This is a genomic window from Comamonas sp. SCN 65-56, assembly GCF_001724135.1.
GTDB lineage: Bacteria > Pseudomonadota > Gammaproteobacteria > Burkholderiales > Burkholderiaceae_C > Comamonas_C.
Genome location: NZ_MEDS01000006.1, coordinates 15675 through 35040, shown reverse-complemented (window position 1 = coordinate 35040; position 19366 = coordinate 15675). Strand labels below are relative to the sequence as shown.

At 68.5% G+C, this 19366-nt stretch carries 20 protein-coding genes; 5 read left to right on the top strand and 15 right to left on the bottom strand.

Annotation, left to right across the window (positions count from 1 at the left end; translation table 11 throughout):
- Positions 1–19: 19 nt before the first annotated feature.
- Genes ABS45_RS04060 through ABS45_RS04045 form a run of 4 tightly spaced genes read right to left on the bottom strand, consistent with a single transcriptional unit; the run spans position 20 to position 2989 of the window.
- Positions 20–796, bottom strand: coding sequence for an SDR family oxidoreductase (locus ABS45_RS04060; RefSeq protein ID WP_291553288.1), 777 nt, complete (start codon positions 794–796; stop codon positions 20–22).
- Positions 796–1431 carry an LPS export ABC transporter periplasmic protein LptC gene (gene lptC / locus ABS45_RS04055; protein ID WP_291553286.1) on the bottom strand — a complete coding sequence of 212 codons (636 nt, stop codon included), beginning with the start codon at positions 1429–1431 and terminating at the stop codon, positions 796–798. Before lptC ends, ABS45_RS04060 begins: the two co-directional genes overlap by 1 nt.
- Positions 1428–1991, bottom strand: a complete 564-nt coding sequence (locus ABS45_RS04050; RefSeq protein ID WP_291553283.1) for an HAD hydrolase family protein — start codon at positions 1989–1991, stop codon at positions 1428–1430. Before ABS45_RS04050 ends, lptC begins: the two co-directional genes overlap by 4 nt.
- A complete protein-coding gene (locus ABS45_RS04045; protein ID WP_291553280.1) occupies positions 1991–2989 on the bottom strand; it encodes a KpsF/GutQ family sugar-phosphate isomerase in 999 nt (332 codons plus the stop codon). The genes ABS45_RS04050 and ABS45_RS04045 overlap by 1 nt, the downstream gene beginning before the upstream one ends.
- Before the next feature lie 57 nt (positions 2990–3046).
- Between ABS45_RS04045 and ABS45_RS04040 the strand changes: the two genes are divergently transcribed.
- Both ABS45_RS04040 and ABS45_RS04035 read left to right on the top strand, forming a co-directional pair.
- A complete protein-coding gene (locus ABS45_RS04040) occupies positions 3047–5029 on the top strand; it encodes a monovalent cation:proton antiporter-2 (CPA2) family protein (RefSeq protein ID WP_291553278.1) in 1983 nt (660 codons plus the stop codon).
- Positions 5030–5062: 33 nt separating this feature from the next.
- Positions 5063–5617: an adenine phosphoribosyltransferase gene (locus ABS45_RS04035; protein WP_291553275.1), complete on the top strand. Its 555-nt coding sequence runs from the start codon at positions 5063–5065 to the stop codon at positions 5615–5617.
- 11 nt (positions 5618–5628) lie between these two features.
- Here the strand turns inward: ABS45_RS04035 and ABS45_RS04030 are convergent, their stop codons facing one another.
- The 4 genes from ABS45_RS04030 to ABS45_RS04015 all read right to left on the bottom strand — a co-directional run bounded on the left by ABS45_RS04030 (position 5629) and on the right by ABS45_RS04015 (position 9636).
- Positions 5629–6327 (bottom strand): hypothetical protein, encoded by a 699-nt coding sequence (locus ABS45_RS04030; protein WP_291553273.1) that lies wholly within the window; start codon positions 6325–6327, stop codon positions 5629–5631.
- Between the two features lie 72 nt (positions 6328–6399).
- A complete protein-coding gene (locus ABS45_RS04025; RefSeq protein ID WP_291553270.1) occupies positions 6400–6894 on the bottom strand; it encodes a cyclic nucleotide-binding domain-containing protein in 495 nt (164 codons plus the stop codon).
- A 94-nt stretch (positions 6895–6988) separates the two neighbouring features.
- Positions 6989–8392 carry a tRNA uridine-5-carboxymethylaminomethyl(34) synthesis GTPase MnmE gene (mnmE, locus tag ABS45_RS04020; RefSeq protein ID WP_291553268.1) on the bottom strand — a complete coding sequence of 468 codons (1404 nt, stop codon included), beginning with the start codon at positions 8390–8392 and terminating at the stop codon, positions 6989–6991.
- Positions 8389–9636 carry a YbfB/YjiJ family MFS transporter gene (locus ABS45_RS04015; protein ID WP_291553265.1) on the bottom strand — a complete coding sequence of 416 codons (1248 nt, stop codon included), beginning with the start codon at positions 9634–9636 and terminating at the stop codon, positions 8389–8391. Before ABS45_RS04015 ends, mnmE begins: the two co-directional genes overlap by 4 nt.
- A gap of 92 nt (positions 9637–9728) precedes the next feature.
- Between ABS45_RS04015 and ABS45_RS04010 the strand changes: the two genes are divergently transcribed.
- The gene (locus ABS45_RS04010) at positions 9729–10796 is read left to right on the top strand and encodes a nitronate monooxygenase (protein WP_291553264.1); all 1068 of its coding nucleotides are present in this window, start codon (positions 9729–9731) and stop codon (positions 10794–10796) included.
- Here ABS45_RS04010 and ABS45_RS04005 read toward each other — a convergent pair.
- From ABS45_RS04005 to alr, 7 genes are all read right to left on the bottom strand, one after another.
- Entirely contained in the window at positions 10774–12021 is a 1248-nt protein-coding gene (locus tag ABS45_RS04005; RefSeq protein WP_291553261.1) for an O-antigen ligase family protein, read from the bottom strand. The genes ABS45_RS04010 and ABS45_RS04005 overlap by 23 nt on opposite strands.
- An 8-nt stretch (positions 12022–12029) precedes the next feature.
- Entirely contained in the window at positions 12030–12803 is a 774-nt protein-coding gene (locus tag ABS45_RS04000; protein ID WP_291553258.1) for a glycosyltransferase family 2 protein, read from the bottom strand.
- A gap of 84 nt (positions 12804–12887) precedes the next feature.
- The gene (locus ABS45_RS03995) at positions 12888–13094 is read right to left on the bottom strand and encodes a zinc-finger domain-containing protein (RefSeq protein ID WP_291553255.1); all 207 of its coding nucleotides are present in this window, start codon (positions 13092–13094) and stop codon (positions 12888–12890) included.
- Positions 13095–13096: 2 nt separating this feature from the next.
- A complete protein-coding gene (locus tag ABS45_RS03990; RefSeq protein WP_291553252.1) occupies positions 13097–14035 on the bottom strand; it encodes a branched-chain amino acid transaminase in 939 nt (312 codons plus the stop codon).
- A 39-nt stretch (positions 14036–14074) separates the two neighbouring features.
- The gene (locus ABS45_RS03985; RefSeq protein ID WP_291553248.1) at positions 14075–14476 is read right to left on the bottom strand and encodes a glycerate kinase; all 402 of its coding nucleotides are present in this window, start codon (positions 14474–14476) and stop codon (positions 14075–14077) included.
- 7 nt (positions 14477–14483) lie between these two features.
- Entirely contained in the window at positions 14484–15866 is a 1383-nt protein-coding gene (radA, locus tag ABS45_RS03980) for a DNA repair protein RadA (protein ID WP_291553246.1), read from the bottom strand.
- A 61-nt stretch (positions 15867–15927) separates the two neighbouring features.
- Positions 15928–17025, bottom strand: a complete 1098-nt coding sequence (gene alr, locus ABS45_RS03975) for an alanine racemase (protein ID WP_291553243.1) — start codon at positions 17023–17025, stop codon at positions 15928–15930.
- Positions 17026–17170: 145 nt separating this feature from the next.
- Between alr and lplT the strand changes: the two genes are divergently transcribed.
- Positions 17171–18433: a lysophospholipid transporter LplT gene (gene lplT / locus ABS45_RS03970; RefSeq protein WP_291553240.1), complete on the top strand. Its 1263-nt coding sequence runs from the start codon at positions 17171–17173 to the stop codon at positions 18431–18433.
- Positions 18434–18484: 51 nt separating this feature from the next.
- A complete protein-coding gene (locus tag ABS45_RS03965) occupies positions 18485–19366 on the top strand; it encodes a DMT family transporter (RefSeq protein ID WP_291553238.1) in 882 nt (293 codons plus the stop codon).

The window sequence follows — 19366 nt, the reverse complement described above, 5'->3', positions numbered from 1 at the left end:
GTCCGGAGTTGTTCGAACCTTACTCGCCGTCCCGGCGCTTGCGCGGGCGACCTGCCATCAGGCGGTCGAACACCGCATTGGGCAGCAGCGGCAGCAGGCGCGCCACGATCGCCATCTGCCAGGGGATCACGCGATAGCTCGCGTGGCCGGCGATGGCACGCTCGGCCCGTTCGGCAAATGCTTCGGCCGACAGCATGAAGGGCATGGGATAGCGATTGCGCGCGGTCAGCGGCGTGGCGACAAAGCCGGGGCACAGCGTGAGCACGCTGACTCCGCTGCCGCGCAATTCGCTGCGCACGCTCTCGCAGTAGCTGATGACGGCGGCCTTGCTCGCGCAGTAGGCACCGTGGCCGGGCAACCCGCGTGCGCCGGCAACGCTGGCAATCCCGACCAGCCGACCGCTGCCTCGCGCCACCATCGGGCCGATGAAGGGCTGGAAGGTCGCCGCCAGCCCGGTGACGTTGGTGGCCAGCGTGCGCTGCAGCACCGCGAGATCCTGCGCATCGCCCGGCGCAATGCCCAGGCTGATGCCCGCATTGGCCAGCACCACATCCGGCAGACCCTGGCGTTCGAGACAGGCGTTGGCAGCGGCAGCGATCTGTGCCAAGTCGCGGATGTCGGCACCATAAATTTCATAGCTTTCAGCGCTTATCCTGTCTGCGTCAAGCCATGCTTTGACCATATCCACACGGCGGGCAAGCAGTGCTGCGCGCCAGCCTGCACGCAGATAGCGGCGGGCCAGCGCCTGGCCAATGCCGCTGGAGGCGCCGGTAATGAAGACAAGCGGCGGCGCCATCAGCGTCGGCTGCGCGCTGGCTGCACCACGCCGCGCACATTGCCCGTCATGGTCACCAGCCCGGCCTTGTTGTCGTAGTCCAGCGTGTCGGCCGTGACGCTGTCGTTGCCCTGGGTGAGCACCACGGGCTGGTCGGATTGCACGCGTTCACTGTTCACCCAGGCCCGCAGATGCTGCCCTTGCAGGCGCAGCACGGGCGGCGTGCTCTGGCCCGCGGTCGCCGGCGTGACGCGCTGCACCACCGCATCGCCCAGCAGCTGCACCTCGGAGCCATCGGCATTGGTAATGGCGCGCCTGGCCGTCGCCGTCATCACCCGGCCCTGGGCATCGGTCGAGCGGATGTCGGCCTGCTCGATCTCCAGCGTGTCGGTATCCGGGAAATGCTGTGCCAGCCGCCCGCGTACCTCGCTTTGCAGGCGGCCATTGGCGTCGAACGATTTGACCGAAAAGTCGCGCATGAAGTAATCCGGCTCATGCGCCGGCGCCACCGGCGGCTGGGGCGCCTGCAGTTGCGGCGCGTTGCGCACCAGCCACCAGGTGCCCAGTGCCAGCAGCCCCATCAGCGCCACCGGCAGGTAGAGCGTGGCGCGCTCCCAAGCGTGTCCCCAGGTGCGCCCCCAGGATCTTGCGCTCATGAGGCGCGCGCCAGCAGCTGCGCATACCGGCCCGACGCGACCAGCAGCAGATCACAAAGCTCGCGCACCGCGCCATGCCCGCCTGCGGCGCGCGTGACATGGTGGGCCACGGCGCGCACTTCGGCATGGGCCTGCGCCGGCGCACAGGCCAGGCGCGCGCGGCGCAGCAAGGGCAGATCGGGCCAGTCGTCGCCCATGACGGCAAGCGCTTCGAAGCCCAGACCCAGCTCGGCCAGCAGGCCCTGCGCTGCCGGCAGCTTGTCTTCCGTTCCCAGGCGCAGGCGCTGGACTCCCAGCGCCGCAAGGCGCAGGCGCAAGGCGGGCGAATCACGGCCACTGACCACCATGACCTGCAGACCCGCCTGCTGCAGCAGCTTGATGCCGTGACCATCGAGCGAATCAAAGCGCTTGAGCACCTCGCCTTCGCCGGAAAAATACAGCCCGCCGTCGGTCAGCACGCCATCCACGTCCAGCAGCACGGCGCGCACGCCCTGGGCCTGCAGCAGCAGTTCCGGCGCCCATTGCAAGGCTGGCAACAGCGGAGGCAGTGGCGCGACCATCAGATCACCTTGGCACGCATCAGGTCGCCGATGTGTACGATGCCGGTCAGCACGCCGGCGCTATCGGTCACGAGCACGCTGGTGATGCGGTGCTGCTCCATGAGCTGCGCGGCATCGGCGGCGAGGGCCTCGGCGGCCATGGTGCGCGGGCCGGGGTGCATCAGCTCGCCGGCCGTCATCTTCAGCACGTCGGTCCCGGCTTCGATGCGCCGACGCAGGTCGCCATCGGTGAAGATGCCTTGCAGGCGCCCTCGGGCGTCCACCACCGCGGCCGCGCCCACGCCCTTGGCGCTCATTTCGCGCATCAGCGTGCTGAAACTGGCGTCCGGTGGCACGCGCGGCACATCGGCGCCGCTGCGCATCACGTCGCGCACCAGCGTGAGCAGGCGCCGCCCCAGAGCGCCGCCCGGGTGCGAGCGCGCAAAGTCCTCGGGGCGAAAGCCGCGCGCGTCCAGCAGCGCCACGGCCAACGCATCGCCCATGGCGATCTGCGCCGTGGTGCTGGCGGTGGGTGCGAGGTTGAGCGGGCAGGCTTCGCGCTCCACGCTGCAATCGAGCACCAGGTCGGCATGGGCCGCCAGCGTCGATGCGGGTGCGCCGGTCAGCGCCACCACGGGCACGCCCAGGCGCCTGAGCGCCGGCAGCAGGGCGGTGATCTCGTGGCTCTCGCCGCTGTTGGACAGGGCCAGCACCAGATCCTCGTGCGTGACCATGCCGAGATCGCCGTGGCTGGCCTCGGCCGGATGCACGAAGAACGCCGGCGTGCCGGTGGAGGCCAGCGTGGCGGCGATCTTGCGCCCCACATGCCCGCTTTTGCCCATGCCCATGACGACTACTCGCCCGCGTGTCGCAAGGATGCGGTGCACCGCCTGCGTGAAGGCTGCGCCAAGCCGCTCGCCCATGCGGTCCAGCGCGACCGCTTCGATGTGGCAGGCCTCGCGCCCCAGGCGCAGGATGCGGTCGTCGTCGGTGCGCGGTGCGTCTTGTGCAGAAACCATGGACAAATTCTATCGGCGCGGGCCCCAAACCCGGGGCGCTGGCTCTACCATCATGCGATGTCGTCGCTGGCGCTGACTCTGCTGTACCTGCTGGCTGCCGTGCTGGGCGTGGTGGCCTGCCGGCTGCTGCGCCTGCCGCCGATGATGGGCTACCTCGCCGCCGGCATCCTGATCGGGCCGCACGCGCTGGCGCTGGCGCTCAATTCCGAGGGCGTGCGCCACCTGGGCGAGTTCGGCGTGGTGTTCCTGATGTTCACCATCGGCCTGGAGTTCAGCCTGCCCAAGCTGCGTGCCATGCGCCGGCTGGTCTTCGGCCTGGGCTTGATGCAGGTGCTGGGCAGCGTGCTGGCATTCATGGGCGGGCTGCTGCTGCTCTCGCGCTGGCTCGGCGGCGTCTGGGAGATGGACTGGCAGACCGCGCTGGCCCTGGCCGGCACGCTGGCGATGAGCAGCACCGCCATCGTGGTGAAGCTGTTGACCGAACGCGCCGAGGTGGACACCGAGCACGGCCGGCGCGTCATGGGCATTCTGCTGTTCCAGGACCTGGCCGTGGTGCCCATGCTGGTGCTGATTCCGGCGCTGGGCTCCTCGCCCGAGCAGTTGCTGACGGCGCTGGCGCTGGCGCTGGTCAAGGCGGTGGTGCTGGTGAGCGTGCTGCTCATCGGCGGGCAGCGCGTGATGCGCTGGTGGCTGACGCTGGTGGCACGGCGCAAGAGTGAAGAGCTGTTCATGCTCAATCTGCTGCTGATCACGCTGGGTCTGGCCTGGCTGACCGAGCTGGCCGGTCTCTCGCTGGCGCTGGGTGCCTTCATCGCCGGCGTACTGGTCTCCGAAACGCCTTACCACCACCAGGTGGGCGCCGACATCCGGCCGTTTCACGATGTACTGCTGGGCCTGTTCTTCATCACCGTCGGGATGATGCTGGACTGGCATATCCTGGTGGAGCACTGGGCGCTGGTGGGCCTGCTGCTGCTGGCGCCGCTTCTGCTCAAGGCGGCGATCATCTTCGGCCTGGCCCATGCGCGCGGCGCATCGGCTGGCGTGGCGCTGCGCACCGGGCTGTACGCGGCGCAGGCGGGCGAATTCGGCTTCGTGCTGCTGGCGCTGATGCAGACGCACCAGTTGATAGAGCCGCGCCTCATGAACCCGGTGCTGGCGGCCATGGTGCTGTCGATGCTGGCCACGCCCTTCCTGATCCAGTACAGCCCGCAGATTGTCAGCCGGCTGGTGGCCAGCGACTGGATGCAGCAATCGCTGCAGGTGACGCAGATCGCGCGCCGGGCAATCAACACCAGCGGCCACATCGTGATCTGCGGCTACGGCCGCTGCGGCCAGAACCTGGCGCGGCTGCTGGAGCTGGAGGGCATCGCCTACCTGGCGCTCGATCTGGACCCGGACCGCGTGCGCCAGGCTGCCGCCGCCGGCAATTCGGTGGTGTTCGGCGACGCCACGCGCACTCAGGCGCTGCGCGCGGCGGGCCTCTCGCGCGCCGCCGCGGTGGTGGTGACGACGCACGAGGTGCCAGTGGCGCTCAAGGTGCTGGTGCACCTGCGCAACGAAGCACCGCAGGTGCCGGTGATCGTGCGCACGCAGGACGACACGCACCTGGAGGAACTGCGTGTCGCTGGCGCCGCCGAAGTGGTGCCCGAGGCCATCGAAGGCTCCCTGGTGCTGGCCGGCCATGCGCTGGCGCTGGTCGGCGTACCGCTGCGCCGCGTCGTGCGCCTGCTGCAGGAGCAGCGCAATGCCCGCTACGGGCTGCTGCGCAACTATTTTCACGGGCTGGACGAGACACCGACCGAGCGCGATCAGGAGCGATTGGCCTCCATCACCCTGCCTGAGGGCGCCGCGGCGCTGGGCCAGAGCCCGGCCGCACTGCGCCTTGCGCCCATGGGCGTGCAGCTCGTCGCGGTGCGCCGCGCCAATGGCAGAACCAGCGGCGCGCAGGACGAGCAAGCGCTGACCGGCGGCGACACCCTGGTGCTCAGCGGCCATCCGACGGCGCTCGGGCTGGCCGAGGAAAGCCTGCTGCGCGGGTAGGATGCCGCCATCACTCCGATCTGCACCACCTCCATGCCCACACCCGCCATCACCGATTACCTGCGCTCGCACATCCGCACCGTGCCCGACTGGCCCGCGCCGGGCGTGCAGTTTCGCGACATCACGCCGCTGCTGCAGGACCCGCGGGTGTTTCGCGTACTGATCGACACCTTTGTGCACCGTTACATGGACAAAAGCATGCGCCCCGACGTGGTGGCCGGGCTGGATGCGCGCGGCTTCATCATCGGCTCGGTACTGGCCTACGAGCTGGGCCTGGGGTTCGTGCCGATCCGCAAGAAGGGCAAGCTGCCGTTCACCACGGTGCAGGAAACCTACGAGCTGGAGTACGGTAGCGCCACCGTGGAGCTGCATGCCGATGCGGTGCGCGGCGGCGACCGCGTGCTGCTGGTGGACGACCTGATTGCCACCGGCGGCACCATGATGGCCGGCAAGAAGCTGCTGGAAAAGCTGGGCGCCACCGTCACCGAAGGGGTTGCGATCGTCGATCTGCCGGAGCTGGGCGGCTCCGAGCGGCTGCGCGCCGCCGGATTGCAGCTCTATACGCTGGTGGATTTCAGCGGGCTCTGAACCGGGCCGGTTCAGCGCAGCGCGCCGTACTGCGTCGCCCCCAGACGCGGGGTCTGGCCATCATCGTCGACGATCATGGTGTCGGCAAAACCGTTGTTGTCCGATGCCTCCTGCGCCGGTCGGCGCAGTGGCGGCTGTGCCACGGCAGGCTTGGGCGCCGCGGCCTGTTGCAAGGCTTTCTGGAAGGCCTCGACCTCGTCGGGTGCGATGGGCTCGAAATCCGATTTCGCCTGCGGCGCTGGCGCCACGACCGGCGGCGTTGCCACCTGGGGCGGCACCGGCGTGGCTGCCGGCTTTGCCACGGCGGCGGCCGGCGCCACTGCAACGGCCGGTTTGTCCGGGCCGCCGAGCGCCGCGCTCACGCGCCAGTAGACCGCGGCCACCTCGACGTGAAAGCGCGCGCGCGCGGTCTGGGTGAGCAGGGCTTCCATCTCCGCCTGACGGGCGGTATCGGCGCCATAGCCGGGCGCAATGTCGATCATCACCAGGAACTGGCGCCCATCCGGGTCCAGCGACAGCACCTTGAACTTGTAGCCCGAAGAAAGCACCCCCGAGCGCACCATCGCATCGCGTACCGCCAGGTAGAGATGCTCGCGCCGCTGTGTCCGCTCGCCCTTGGCGGACTCGGCGGCCGCGGCCTGCGCTGCGGATCCGGCGCTGGCTGTGACAGGTTTGGATTTGGGAGGAAAAAGCCAACTCAGCAGCGACATGCTTCACTCCGGTGATACCAATGGTTGCGCTGCAGTTTAACGCGCAAAACCCCGGCTGAGGCTCTCGCCCGCTCAGGTCGCTGCCACGCGCATGCGCCGGTTGGCCAGCCGCTTGGCCAGCACCGCACCCACCATCATCGCCAAGGCCAGCGCGACTGCCGGTTGCCGGTTGGACAGTTCCGCAAAGCGCAGTGGCGTGAGGCCCCAGAGCCGGCAGGCGCCATTGGCCTGTACCGTGGCACTGCGCGGGCGGTGCGAGAAAAACGCCCCTTCGCCCACCACCGAGCCGCCGCCCACGATCGCAAGGCGCACGCGCTGCTTGGCGTCCTGGTAGTGCACGCTGAGCGAGCCGCTTTCCACCAGATACAGCGAGCGGTCGCTGCTGCCCTGATCAAACAGGACCTGGTTGGCCGCCAGGTCCATGGGCTGCAGGTAGGGCGCGAGGATGGCCCACTGCTGCGCGCTGAAGGCGGTTCCCAGCGCGTCGTCTTCCGGTGACTGGCGGATCGCCGCCATCAGGCCATCCAGAGTGTTGGATGCGGAGCCGGGGTAGTGCGCAGTCGCCATGGCTGCGCAACTTACCTTGCAAGCCGGGGATATGCAAGCGCGTCAGTGCGCCGCTTACACCTGGATGCATGTCCGTCGCCTGGCTGCGACGTCCTCACTTGCCAATGCAGAACTGCGAAAAAATGCTGCCCAGCAGGTCGTCGGCCGTGAATTCCCCGGTGATCGCTCCCAGTGCCCCCTGAGCCAGGCGCAGCTCCTCGGCCAGCAGGTCCAGCGCCGGCTCGGGCGCATCCAGCCGGGCGGCCGCTTGCTCCAGATGGTTTCGCACGGCCCTGAGCGCCTGCAGATGCCGCTCGCGCGCCATGTAGACCCCTTCGGCAAGCGCCTCCCAGCCCACGGTGCGCAGCAGCCGCTGGCGCAACGCCGCCAAGCCCTGCCCCGTCTGCGCCGAAAGGGTGAGTGCCTGCTCTCCGTGCGCGCCGGGCGGCGCTGCACCAGGGGCGGCGTCGCTCTTGTTCCATACGTCGATCCGCGGCACCGCAGGCGTCAGCCGCTGCGCCAGCGCCGCCGCAATCTGCGCATCCGCGGCCAGGTAGGCGCCATCGCCGCAGCGCGTCAGGTCGTGCAGGAAAAGCACGGCATCGGCGCGCGCAATCTGCTCCCAGGCGCGCTCTATGCCGATGCGCTCGACCGCATCCGCGCTCTCGCGCAGGCCTGCGGTGTCGATCACATGCAGCGGCACGCCCTCGATCTGTATGGTCTGGCGCACGGTGTCGCGCGTGGTGCCGGCAATCGGCGTGACGATGGCCAGTTCGGCGCCGGCCAGGGCGTTGAGCAGAGAGCTCTTGCCGACATTGGGCTGGCCGGCAATCACCACCGTGATGCCCTCGCGCAGCAACGCGCCCTGGCGAGCGTGTCCGAGCACTGTCGCCACTCGATTCTGCAAATTCAATAGCTGTCCGCGCGCGTCTGCCTTGCGCAGGAAGTCGATTTCTTCTTCAGGAAAATCCAGCGTCGCCTCCACCAGCATGCGCAAGTGCACGAGCGCATCGCGCAGCAACTGCACCTCGCCCGAGAACGCACCCGAAAGCGAGCGCGCCGCGCTGCGCGCCGCACCCTCGGTGCTGGCGTCGATCAGATCGGCCACCGCCTCGGCCTGCGCCAGATCCATCTTGTCGTTGAGAAAGGCGCGCTCGGTGAACTCGCCCGCCTCGGCCAGGCGCAAGCGTGGCAATGCCGCGCCCGCCACCTCCATGCAACGCGCCAGCAGCAGTTGCAGCACCACCGGACCGCCATGCGCCTGCAACTCCAGCACGTCCTCGCCCGTGTAGCTGTGCGGCGCGGGGAACCACAGTGCAAGCCCGCGGTCGATCGCGTCCCCCGCCGCATCGGCAAAGGGCAGGTAATGCGCCTCGCGCGGTCGCAGCGCCTGCCCCAGCAGCGCCTGCACAAAGGGCGCAAGGCCGTGCCCGGAAACCCGCACGATGCCGACTGCGCCACGCCCCGGCGCGGTCGCGATGGCAGCGATCGGATCATCGTGGCGCGCGAGCTGGCTCATGGCATGCGCCTCCAGCGCAGCGCCGACCCGGCATAAATCAGGGCGCCCAGCACCAGTGCCGATGCCGCAAACGTGAGCCCCAGCGTGAAGCCACGCTGCTGCCCATGGACCGCCAGCAGCCAGGCGGTGATCGGCGGGCCGATGATCTGGCCCACGCCATAGACCACGGTGATCAGGCTCATGAAACTGTCAGCAGCCTCGGGCCAGAGCCTGCGCGCGACCTGCATCGCATAGGACACCAGCGCGAGAAACGGCAGCCCCAGCAGCAGGCTGCCCATGGCAAAGCCCGCCACCGTCGGCAACAGCAGACCGACGATGATCCCGCTCGCCTGCACCGCGTAGCAGGCGACAAGCAGCCAGCGCCGGTCCCAGTGCTCCGGCGAGCGCGTGCTGAGCACAACGCCGAAGGTGGCACCGACGCCGAAAATGGGCCAGAACAAGTCCGGCCAGGGCGAACCGGGCTCCAGCGCCATGCGCGCAATCACCGGCAAAAAGGTCGCGGTGACGATGTAGCCCAACCCCGCCAGGCCGTAGCCCAGGCCGTGCAGCGCACGCGCCAGCACCGGTGCCGCGGCCGACGCGGGGGCTGCCGTGGCGCTCACCGGTTGCGCCGCGCCCGTCGCGTTGGCGAGGCCGCGCATCACCGGCCAGATCGGCAGATACCAGAGCAAGGCGAGCACGCCAAACACCACCCAGCCAGCGGTCGCCCGCCACTGGACCGCCACCATGGCGCTGGCCGCCAGACCGCTGAGCACTATCCCCAGGCCCGGCCCGGCAAAGATCAGCCCGCCCATGGCAGCGCGCCCCTGCAGCGCCAGACGCACCATGCACCAGGCCGCCACGTTGAGCAGAACGAACGCGCTCGCCACGCCCGCCAGAAAGCGCAGCGTCGGCCACAGCGCCGGAATGGGCAGCGCCATCGCCAGCGTCAGCACCACCGTGGCGGCAAGCCCGGCATGGGCAAACGGCGCCGGCCCCCAGCGCCGGTACAGCTGCGGCAGCAGCCACGGCACGGCGGTGCACACCAGGGCGCCCACCAGATAGCCGATGTAGTTGGCGGTTGCCAGCCAGCTGCCCTGCGCGATGGTCACCACCTTGTCGTGCAACATCATGGGCAGCAGCGGCGTGAACGCAAAGCGCCCGACACCCATGGCCACCGCCAGTGCCAACAGCCCCGCCAGTGCCACCGCCCAGGGGCGCTCAGACCAGGGCGAGACGGCAGGGGCAGCGACAGGAACGGGCATGGAGCAAGGGTCGGGCGCAGCGTCGCGATGCGGCAGCGCCGTAAGATGAAGGCGGAAATCATCGCACACGGCAGCGTTTCTGCCTCAGACCCATGACCCAACCCTCCGCACTGCTGCAACGCCTGGGCCTGCAGCACCCCATCATCCAGGCACCCATGACGGGCTCGGACACACCGCAACTCGCGGCTGCCGTCTCGCAAGCCGGCGGGCTGGGTTCGCTGGGCTGCGGCGCGCGCTCACCGGATGCCATGCGCGAAGCGGCTGCTGCCGTGCGCGCGGCAACGGACAAACCGTTCGCCATGAACCTCTTCGTGCTGCAGACACCTGCGCCGGATGCTCTGGTAGTAGAAGCTGCACTCGCACAGTTGGCGCCGCTTTACGCCAGATTTGACCTGCCGCTTGAGCCCCCCAAAAAATGGTGCGAAGACTTTGAGGTGCAGTTCGAAACCCTGCTGGAGCTGCGCCCCGCAGTCGCCAGTTTCACCTTCGGCATCCTGAGCGGCGAGCAGATCGAGCGCCTGCATCGTGTGGGCTGCATGGTCCAGGGCACGGCGACGACGGTGCAAGAGGCCCTGGCCTGGCAGAACGCGGGTGCCGATGCAGTGGTGGCCAGCGGCATCGAGGGCGGTGGGCACCGTGGCACCTTCCTGAGCCCTTGGGAAGAAAGCCAGATCGGCACGCTGGCCCTCGTGCCGGCGTGCGTCGATGCGCTTTCCATCCCGGTGATCGCCGCAGGCGGCATCATGGACGGGCGTGGTATCGCCGGGGCGCTGGCGCTGGGCGCGCAGGCGGCGCAGATGGGCACGGCCTTTCTGGCCTGCCCGGAATCATCGATCGCCCCGGCGTGGCGCGCGGCACTGGCCAGCGCCCAGGGCAGCGATACGCGCCTGACCCGCGTTTTCTCGGGCCGCTGGGCGCGCGGCATCGTCAACGCCACGATGCACGCGCTCGATCCGCTGGCAACTCAGTTGCCGCCCTACCCGATCCAGAACGCGCTCATGGGCCCGGTGCGCCGCGCCGCCGCGAAGGCTGGCGACGCCGACGGCATGGCCTTGTGGGCGGGGCAGGGGGTGGGGGCCGTGCGTGCACTGCCGGCAGCCGAGCTCATGCACCAGCTGGTGGCAGAGCTGGCCCGGATCAGCCTGCCGCCGGTGCGCTGATACCGGCAGCTTGGCGCTGCTGCAGCGCCACCATGAACATGGTCACCATGAGCAGGTAAAACAGATTGCCGCTGTTGTGCGCAAAAAAGACCTGGGTCAGGCCGAAGCCGATGTACAGCACGGGTATGGCCAGGCCGGCCAGGCGCAGGGCAAAGGTTTCCTGCTCGCCCGTCAGTGAATCCGGGCGTCTGGGCCAGAACACCAGCAAGGGCACCAGGTAGAAAAGCAGCAGTACGCTCACACCGACCACGCCCCGCTTGGCAAACATGTCCAGTATTTCGTTGTGCGCATGGTCAAACCGAAGCACGGTGGGATCCGCCTCACCCGCCTGCACCCGCCGGGCTTTCTCGACGGTGTACTGCCCGCGCCATCCCAGCCAGGGTCGATCCCGGCCCATCTCCAGCGCCAGCCGCCATTGCTCCAGGCGCTGGCCCGATGAGGTATTGATCGTCGCGGGGACGCCTTCGCGATAGGCATCGCCCTCCTGGATCGCGATGCTCCAGCGCTGCGCCACTTCGGGCCCCTGGTACCAGCCGATCATCAGGCCCATGAGGCTCAACGCCGCCAGCGCCTGCCACACCCGGCGGTGGCTGTGCCCGCGCGCCAGCAGCCACAGCCACAGGGGCAAGGACAGCACGCCGGCCAGCCAGCCGCCGCGTGCCAGCGACAACACTGATCCCAGCACCCCAAGGCAGGCGGCGGCCGCCAGCAGCGACCGGGTCTGCCATTTCCAGTGCGGGTCACCGAGCGCCAGCCACAGCGCGCACATGCAGCCCAGCAGCATGCTCAGATCGCCGAACTGGATCGCGTTCAGGAAGCCGTCCGCGCGCGGACTGCGCTCCACCAGGTTCTGAAACAGCGCCACAGCTCCGCCCCCGATGGCGCCTGCCGCCACGCCCAGCCGCAGCACGCCGGCGCGCGGCGGGCACAGACACAGCTGCACAATACAGGGCAGAACGAGCAGGTACTTGGCCGGTCGATCGGCGCTCGCCCAGCCTCGGGCGGCATTGATGTCCACGGCCCAGAGCAGCCCCATGCAGACCACGCAGGCCATCCACCAGCGCATCTCGCGCGACGGCCGGCAGCGGTGCCATGCGCCGATGTTCAGCAGGCTGGCGAGCAACAGCAGCACCGTGCCGACCGAGTAGCCCGACGGAAACAGCAGTGCCAGGGCCGGCACCAGGAACACGCCGGCAGTCGTCAGCTGCGCGGCCCGGCGTTCCACGCCCTGGCTCAACGCATGACCTCCGCCGTCAACGCGTTGCGGTCGTAGTACAGCGCCGCGTAGCGGAAGAACGCCTCCAGCGCCAGAAACCAGCAGTAGAGAAAACCGGCGCCGCCGCACAAAAAGCCGCCGCGCCCCAGGTACATGCGCGCAAACATCCAGCTGCCTGCCGCCAGGCCGCGCAGCACGCCGCCCCGGGCGCTGCCGCCGGCCCGCTTGGCGGCGCCCAGCAGCGCGTACTGCGTCAGTTTCTCGAGCGAGATGCGCACCGTCGGGCGCGTTTCGTGCCACAGGCGTTCGCGTATCAGGCGACGCGGCACCTCGGGCTCACTGAGCACCGCCTGCTCGTGCACCACGCCGACAAATTCCCGTAACTGGTCGCGCCGGAACAGGCGCTCCACCCGCGTGTCGGCGCGAAAATACCGCAGCTCGTGCCCGAAGGCCATCAGGCGCCAGCGGATGCTGAACACCGCGCGCTCCCCGCTGGCCACGATGGCCTGCAGCTCCGCGGCAAACGCGGGCGACATGGTTTCGTCGGCGTCGAGGAAAAAAATGTAGTCGCTGCTGGCGTGCGCGATCAGCCGGTTGCGCTGCACGGCAAAGCCTTGCCAATCCGGATGGCAGTGCACCTGCGCGCCCAGCGAGCGCGCGATGGCGACCGTGGCATCCGTGCTGCCGCCATCGACCACCAGCAGCTGATCGGCGAACGCCGCACTGCGCAGGCAGCGGGCGATGCAGCGTGCCTCATTGAGTGCCAGGACGGCGACCGTGAGCGTTGGCATGGAGCTTGTGGAAAGCGGCCGGGCAAGTGCCCGCGCATGGCCTGTCTGTGCCGCCGGCACGGGGCCCGTGCAGGCAGCAGCGCTTCAATGCCCGCCCTTGACCACTTCGCCCTCTTTCAGGCGGTAGACCGTGCTGCAATACGGGCAGCGGGCCTCATGCTGGCGGGCGATTTCGAGGAACACGCGCGGATGGCTGTTCCACAGCTTCATGTCCGCCTTGGCGCTGGGGCAGAAGATGCCGCCATTGCCATCCAGGTCCTTGGCGAGCAGTTCGACAACGGTGTGCGCCATGCTCAGACCCTGGTGAGCCAATGGGCGTAGCGGGGGTTGCGCCCGCCCACGATGTCAAAGAAGGCGGTCTGGATTTTTTCTGTCACCGGGCCGCGCGAGCCGCTGCCGATCTGCAGCCGGTCGTATTCGCGGATCGGGGTTATCTCGGCCGCGGTGCCGCTGAAGAACATTTCATCGGCGATGTAGCACTCGTCGCGAGTGATGCGCTTTTGCACCACTTCTATGCCCAGATCCTTGCAGACCTGCAGCACCGTCTTGCGCGTGATGCCGTTCAGTGCGCCGGCGGAGAGATCAGGCGTGTACACCACGCCGTCCTTGACGATGTAGACGTTTTCGCCCGAGCCTTCGCTCACGAAACCGGCGCTGTCCAGCAGCACGGCTTCGTCGTAACCGTCGTCGGTGGCTTCCATGTTGGCCAGGATGGAGTTGGTGTAGTTGCTCACCGTCTTGGCCTGCGTCATGGTGATGTTCACGTGGTGGCGCGTGTAGCTGCTGGTCTTGACGCGGATGCCGCGCTTCATGCCCTCTTCGCCCAGGTAGGCACCCCAGGCCCAGGCTGCGACCATCACGTGGATGGTGTTGCCCTTGGGCGAGACGCCGAGCTTTTTGTCACCTATCCACACCAGCGGGCGCAGGTAGCAGGAGGCGAGCTGGTTGGCCTTGACGACCGCGCGCTGCGCCTCGTTGACCTGCTCCATGCTGAACGGGATGTCCATGCGCAGGATCTTGGCGCTGTTGAACAGGCGCTGGGTGTGGTCCTGCAGCCGGAAGATCGCGGTGCCGCCCTCGGCGTCGTAGGCGCGCACACCCTCGAACGCGCCGCAACCGTAGTGCAGCGTATGGGTGAGCACATGGATCCTGGCATCGCGCCACTCGACCATCTGGCCATCCATCCAGATCTTGCCGTCGCGATCGGCCAGTGAAGGAATAGTGGAACTCATCGCCATCCTCTGAAAATCGAACCCGAACAACCAGTCATTTTACGATTCGGCCGCACCCTGGCGCAGCAATTGCCAGCGTAGCAGGCGGCCACCCTCGAATTCGCAGCGCACTTGCGTACCCGAAGCGTCACGCCAACGGTAGATTTCCGTGCTTGCGCCCTCTGCGCTCAGGCACTCGCCCAGCGAGCGGGTCAGCGCCACAACATGCAGCAGATTCACCCCCTGCGCCAAGCGGGCATTGAGCATCACGGCGCTCGCCACGGTGCCAACCGGTCGCTCGGCCGCCCTGCGCATCACCTGCATCAGCCGCGTGAAATGCAGCAGCAGCCACAGCAATGCGGCGCCTGCGCCGGCCACCAGCCCCGGCCAGCCCCAGGCCCGCCAGCACAGCACCAGCAGCGCAAACAAGGCCAGTGGCGGGATCAGACGGCGCAGCCGCATACCCCGCCTACCCCAGACCGCGCACCGCGTCCATCGCCTGCTCCACGCGTTCCACCGCGTGAATCGTGAGCCCCGCGATCGGCTTCCTGGGTGCATTGGCCTTGGGCACCACCGCGACGGTAAAGCCCAGCTTGGCGGCTTCCTTCAGACGTTCCTGCCCGCGTGGCGCGGGACGCACCTCGCCCGCCAGGCCCACTTCGCCAAAGGCGATGAAGCCCTTGGGCAGCGGCTTGGCTCGCAGGCTGCTGGTGATGGCTAGCAGCACCGCCAGGTCTGCCGCCGGCTCGCTGATGCGCACGCCACCCACGGCGTTGACGAACACGTCCTGATCCGCGCAAGCCACGCCCGCATGGCGGTGCAGCACCGCCAGCAGCATGGCCAGGCGATCGCGGTCCAGCCCCACCGACAGCCGCCTGGGGTTCGCGCCGCCGCCATCGACCAACGCCTGGATTTCGACCAGCAGCGGGCGCGTGCCTTCCAGCGTGACGAGCACGCACGAGCCAGGCACCGGCTCGCTGTGCTGGCTCAGAAAGATTGCGCTCGGGTTGGAGACGCCCTTCAGGCCCTGCTCGGTCATCGCGAACACGCCGATTTCATTGACCGCGCCAAAGCGGTTCTTGATGGCACGCACCAGGCGAAAGCTGCTGTGCGTGTCGCCCTCGAAGTACAGCACGGTGTCAACCATGTGTTCGAGCACGCGCGGGCCGGCGATCGCGCCTTCCTTGGTCACATGGCCGACGAAGACGATGGCGATGCCACTGGCCTTGGCCAGGCGCGTGAGGTGCGCCGCGCATTCGCGCACCTGGGCCACGCTGCCTGGCGCGCTGGCGAGCTGGTCGGAATAAATCGTCTGGATGGAGTCGATCACGCAGATGGCGGGCTGCACCGCGTCGACGGTGGTCAGAATCTTCTCCAGCTGAATCTCCGCCAGCACCTGTACCTGGCTGGCCGCAAGGCCCAGGCGCCGCGCACGCAGCGCCACCTGCGCGCCGCTTTCTTCGCCCGTGACATAGAGCACCGGCAGGCCCAGCTGCTGCAGCGCATCCAGCGCCTGCAGCAGCAGGGTGGATTTGCCTATGCCGGGGTCGCCCCCCATGAGCACCACGCCGCCTTCGACGATGCCGCCGCCCAGCACGCGGTCGAGCTCCGCCAGGCCGGTGGCGGTGCGCGCCACCTCGGAGGCCTCGATGGCTGAGAGCGGCACCACCTGCTGCGCCGGCGCCAGGCCGGCGTACTGCGCGCCGCTCAGGCGGTTCTTGCCCGCGCCCGGCAGCTCGGCCACGGTCTCCACCAGCGTGTTCCAGGCGCCGCAGCCCGGGCACTTGCCCAGCCAGCGCGGGCTGCTGGCGCCGCATTCGCTGCAGGTGTAGAGCGTCTTGTCCTTGGCCATTTTTATGTCAAATCAGGCTTTTGCGCATGCTGGATATGCGCTGACAGCTATCTTTATTGCATTATTCCTGCACCACGACCGGCACCCGCTGCGCCAGCGCGCAGAGCTGCTCGTAGCCTATGGTGCCCGCGGCGGCGGCGACTTCCTCGACCGGCAGGAGCGTGCCATTGGCGGCGCGCCCCCAGAGCGTGACTTCGCTGCCCACGCCCGCCTGCGGCAGGCCCGTGAGATCGACCGCCAGCATGTCCATGCTCACGCGGCCCAGGGTGCGCGTGCGCTGGCCGTCGACCAGCACCGGCGTATCCGTGCCGCCATGGCGCGGGTAGCCGTCGGCATAGCCGCAGGCCACGGTGCCCACGGTCATCGGCTGGTCAGCGGTGAAGGTGGAGCCATAGCCCACGCTGTCGCCGGCCTGAAGCTGCTGCACGGCGATGACCTGCGTGCTCAGGGTCATGGCGGGCTGCAGGCCCCAGTGGGCAATGCCGTTGGCCGGATAGTCGGGTGAACTGCCATAGAGCATGATGCCGGGGCGCACCCAGTCCTGGTGCACCCGCGGCTCGTCGCCGCGGCGCAGCAGCGCGGCGCTGTTGGCAAGGCTGCGCTCGCCCGGCAGGTCGCGTGCCGCGGCCTCGAAGGTGGCGAGCTGGTGGTCAATGCCGCGCGGGCCGTCGGCGTCGGAAAAATGCGTCATCAGCGCAATCTCGTCGACCTGCACCAGCGCGTTCAGCCGCGCCCAGGCGGTGCGGTAGCGCGCGGCAGGAAAGCCGAGGCGGTTCATGCCCGAATTCATCAACAGAAAGACATGGTGTGGCGTCTGCGTCTTGTGCTGGCTGAGCCAGTCGATTTGCGCATCGGTGTGCACCGCATGCCACAGCCCGAGGCGCGAGCACGGCTCCAGATCGCGCGGCTCGAACACGCCTTCGAGCAGCAGGATGGGGCCGCGCCAGCCCAGCTTGCGCAGCAGCTCGGCCTCGGCCAGGTCCAGCAGCGCAAAACCGTCCGCGCCGCGCAAGGCGTCGAACACGCGTGCGATGCCATGACCGTAGGCATTGGCCTTGACCACCGCCCAGACGCGCGCGCCCTGTGCCCGCTGGCGCGCAACCGCCAGGTTATGGCGCAGCGCGCCCAGGTGGATGGTGGCAAGAATGGGGCGGGGCATAAGTGCAATAGGTGTGCGGGGCGACAAGCGCGTGGATTCTCCCACCCGCCCGCGGGCAGCCTGCGTGATATAACCCCGCGCGTCGCTCTTCGGAGTATCCAGGCCAACCACAGCGCCCGCCGGCACGGCGCCCTTCCAGCTCCCGATGAAGCGCGGTTTCTACACCATCATGTCAGCGCAGTTTTTCAGCTCGCTGGCAGACAACGCCTTGTTCGTCGTCGCCGTGGACCTGCTGCGCACCAATGGCGCCGCGCCCTGGCAGGCGGCGGCGCTGGTGCCGATGTTCGCGCTGTTCTACGTCGTGCTCGCGCCCTGGGTCGGCGCGTTTGCCGACTCCATGCCCAAGGGCAGGGTGATGTTCATCAGCAATGCAGTCAAGGCGCTGGGCTGCCTGCTGATGCTGGCGGGCTCGCACCCGCTGCTGGCCTATGCCGTGGTCGGGCTGGGTGCGGCGGCGTATTCGCCGGCCAAGTACGGCATCCTGACCGAGCTGCTGCCGGCATCGCTGCTGGTCAAGGCCAATGGCTGGATCGAAGGGCTCACCATTGCCTCCATCATCCTTGGCGTGGTGCTGGGCGGGCAGCTCGTGGCGCCGCAGGTTGCCGAGCTGCTGCTCGCGGGCCACTGGCCGGGTGTGGATTTGCCCGCCGAGGGCGCCATCTTCGCGCTGATTCCGGTCTATCTGCTGGCCGCCTGGTTCAACCTGCACATCCCGCTCACGCGCACCCGGCGCAGGCCCATGCCGCGCAACCCGCTGGCGCTGCTGCCGGATTTTCGCGATTGCAACCGCAAGCTCTGGCACGACAAGCTGGGGCAGATCTCGCTCGCCTCGACCACGCTGTTCTGGGGCGTCTCAGGCAATCTGCGCTATGTGGTGCTGGCCTGGGCGGCGGCGGCGCTGGGCTATGGCACTACCCAGGCTTCGGCGCTGGTGGGCGTGGTGGCGCTGGGCACCGCCAGCGGTGCGGTGTTCGCCTCGATGCGCATCCGGCTCGATCGTGCGCCACGCGTCATCTCCTGGGGCATCGCCATGGGCGCACTGGTGATGGCGATGAACCTGATCCACAGCATATGGGTGGCCGTGCCCTTTCTGATCCTGATGGGTGCGCTCGGAGGTTTTCTGGTCGTGCCAATGAACGCGCTGCTGCAGCACCGCGGCCACCATCTGATGGGCGCGGGGCGCTCGATCGCGGTGCAGAACTTCAACGAGCAACTGGCCATTTTGCTCATGGGCGCGGGCTACAGCGCCTGCGCCAAATGGGGGCTGTCGGCCTTTGGCGCGGTGACGGCCTTCGGCGCCACCGTGGTCGTCGTGATGTGGCTGATCGGCCGCTGGTATGCGCACAACCTGCGCCACCACCGCGAGGAGATGTCGCGCCTGAAAGTCATCGCCCGGCGCGACCGTTGACTCTGTTTTCGATAGCTATTGGCTCTTGATACACAAGCGCAAAACCCTGTTTTGAATCCAAATTTCGTTCCCGCACTCGCCCTGCTGTGCAACGCCCTGATCTGGGGCCTTTCCTGGTGGCCGCTGCGCCTGATGTTCGATGCCGGTCTGCACCCGCTGTGGGCCACGACGTTGATGTTTGCGCTCATCGCCACCGCCATGCTGCTGCTGCGCCCCGCGGCGCGCCAGCGCCTGCTGCGCACGCCCGGGCTGTGGCTGCTGATGCTCACCGCCGGCATGACCAACGTCGCCTTCAACTGGGCGATCACGATTGGTGATGTGGTGCGCGTGGTACTGCTGTTTTACCTGATGCCCGCCTGGGCCGTGTTGCTGGCGTGGCGCTTTCTGGGCGAGCGGCCGAGCGGCTGGGCGCTGGCGCGGCTGCTGCTGGCGTTTGCCGGGGTGGCGCTGGTACTCTGGCCGGCCGGGGGCGGCATGCAGCACCTGGCCGCGGATTTTTCGCTCGCCGACGCCTTGGCAGTGCTCGGCGGCTTCATGTTTGCCGCCAACAACGTGCTGCTGCTGCGCCTGCGCAGCGAGCCGACACAGGCGCGCGTGCTGGCGATGTTTGCCGGCGGCGCGGTGGCAGGCCTTGCCGTGGCCGGCGCCAGCCATGCGCTCGGGCTGGTGCCGGGACTGCCGGCGCCAGGCGCGGCATGGCTGGTGCCGGTGCTGGCCTGGGCAGCAGTGCTGGTGCTAGCCAACTGGGCGCTGCAATTCGGCGCCACCCGCCTGCCGTCGGGCACCACCTCGCTCGTGATGCTGTCGGAAATCCTGTTTGCCACCGCATCCTCGGTGCTTGCCGACGCTGCAAGCCCCACTACAGCCACCTGGGCGGGCGGTGTGCTCATCGTGCTCGCGGCGCTGCTGGCCGCGGTGCAGCGGCGTGAGTGA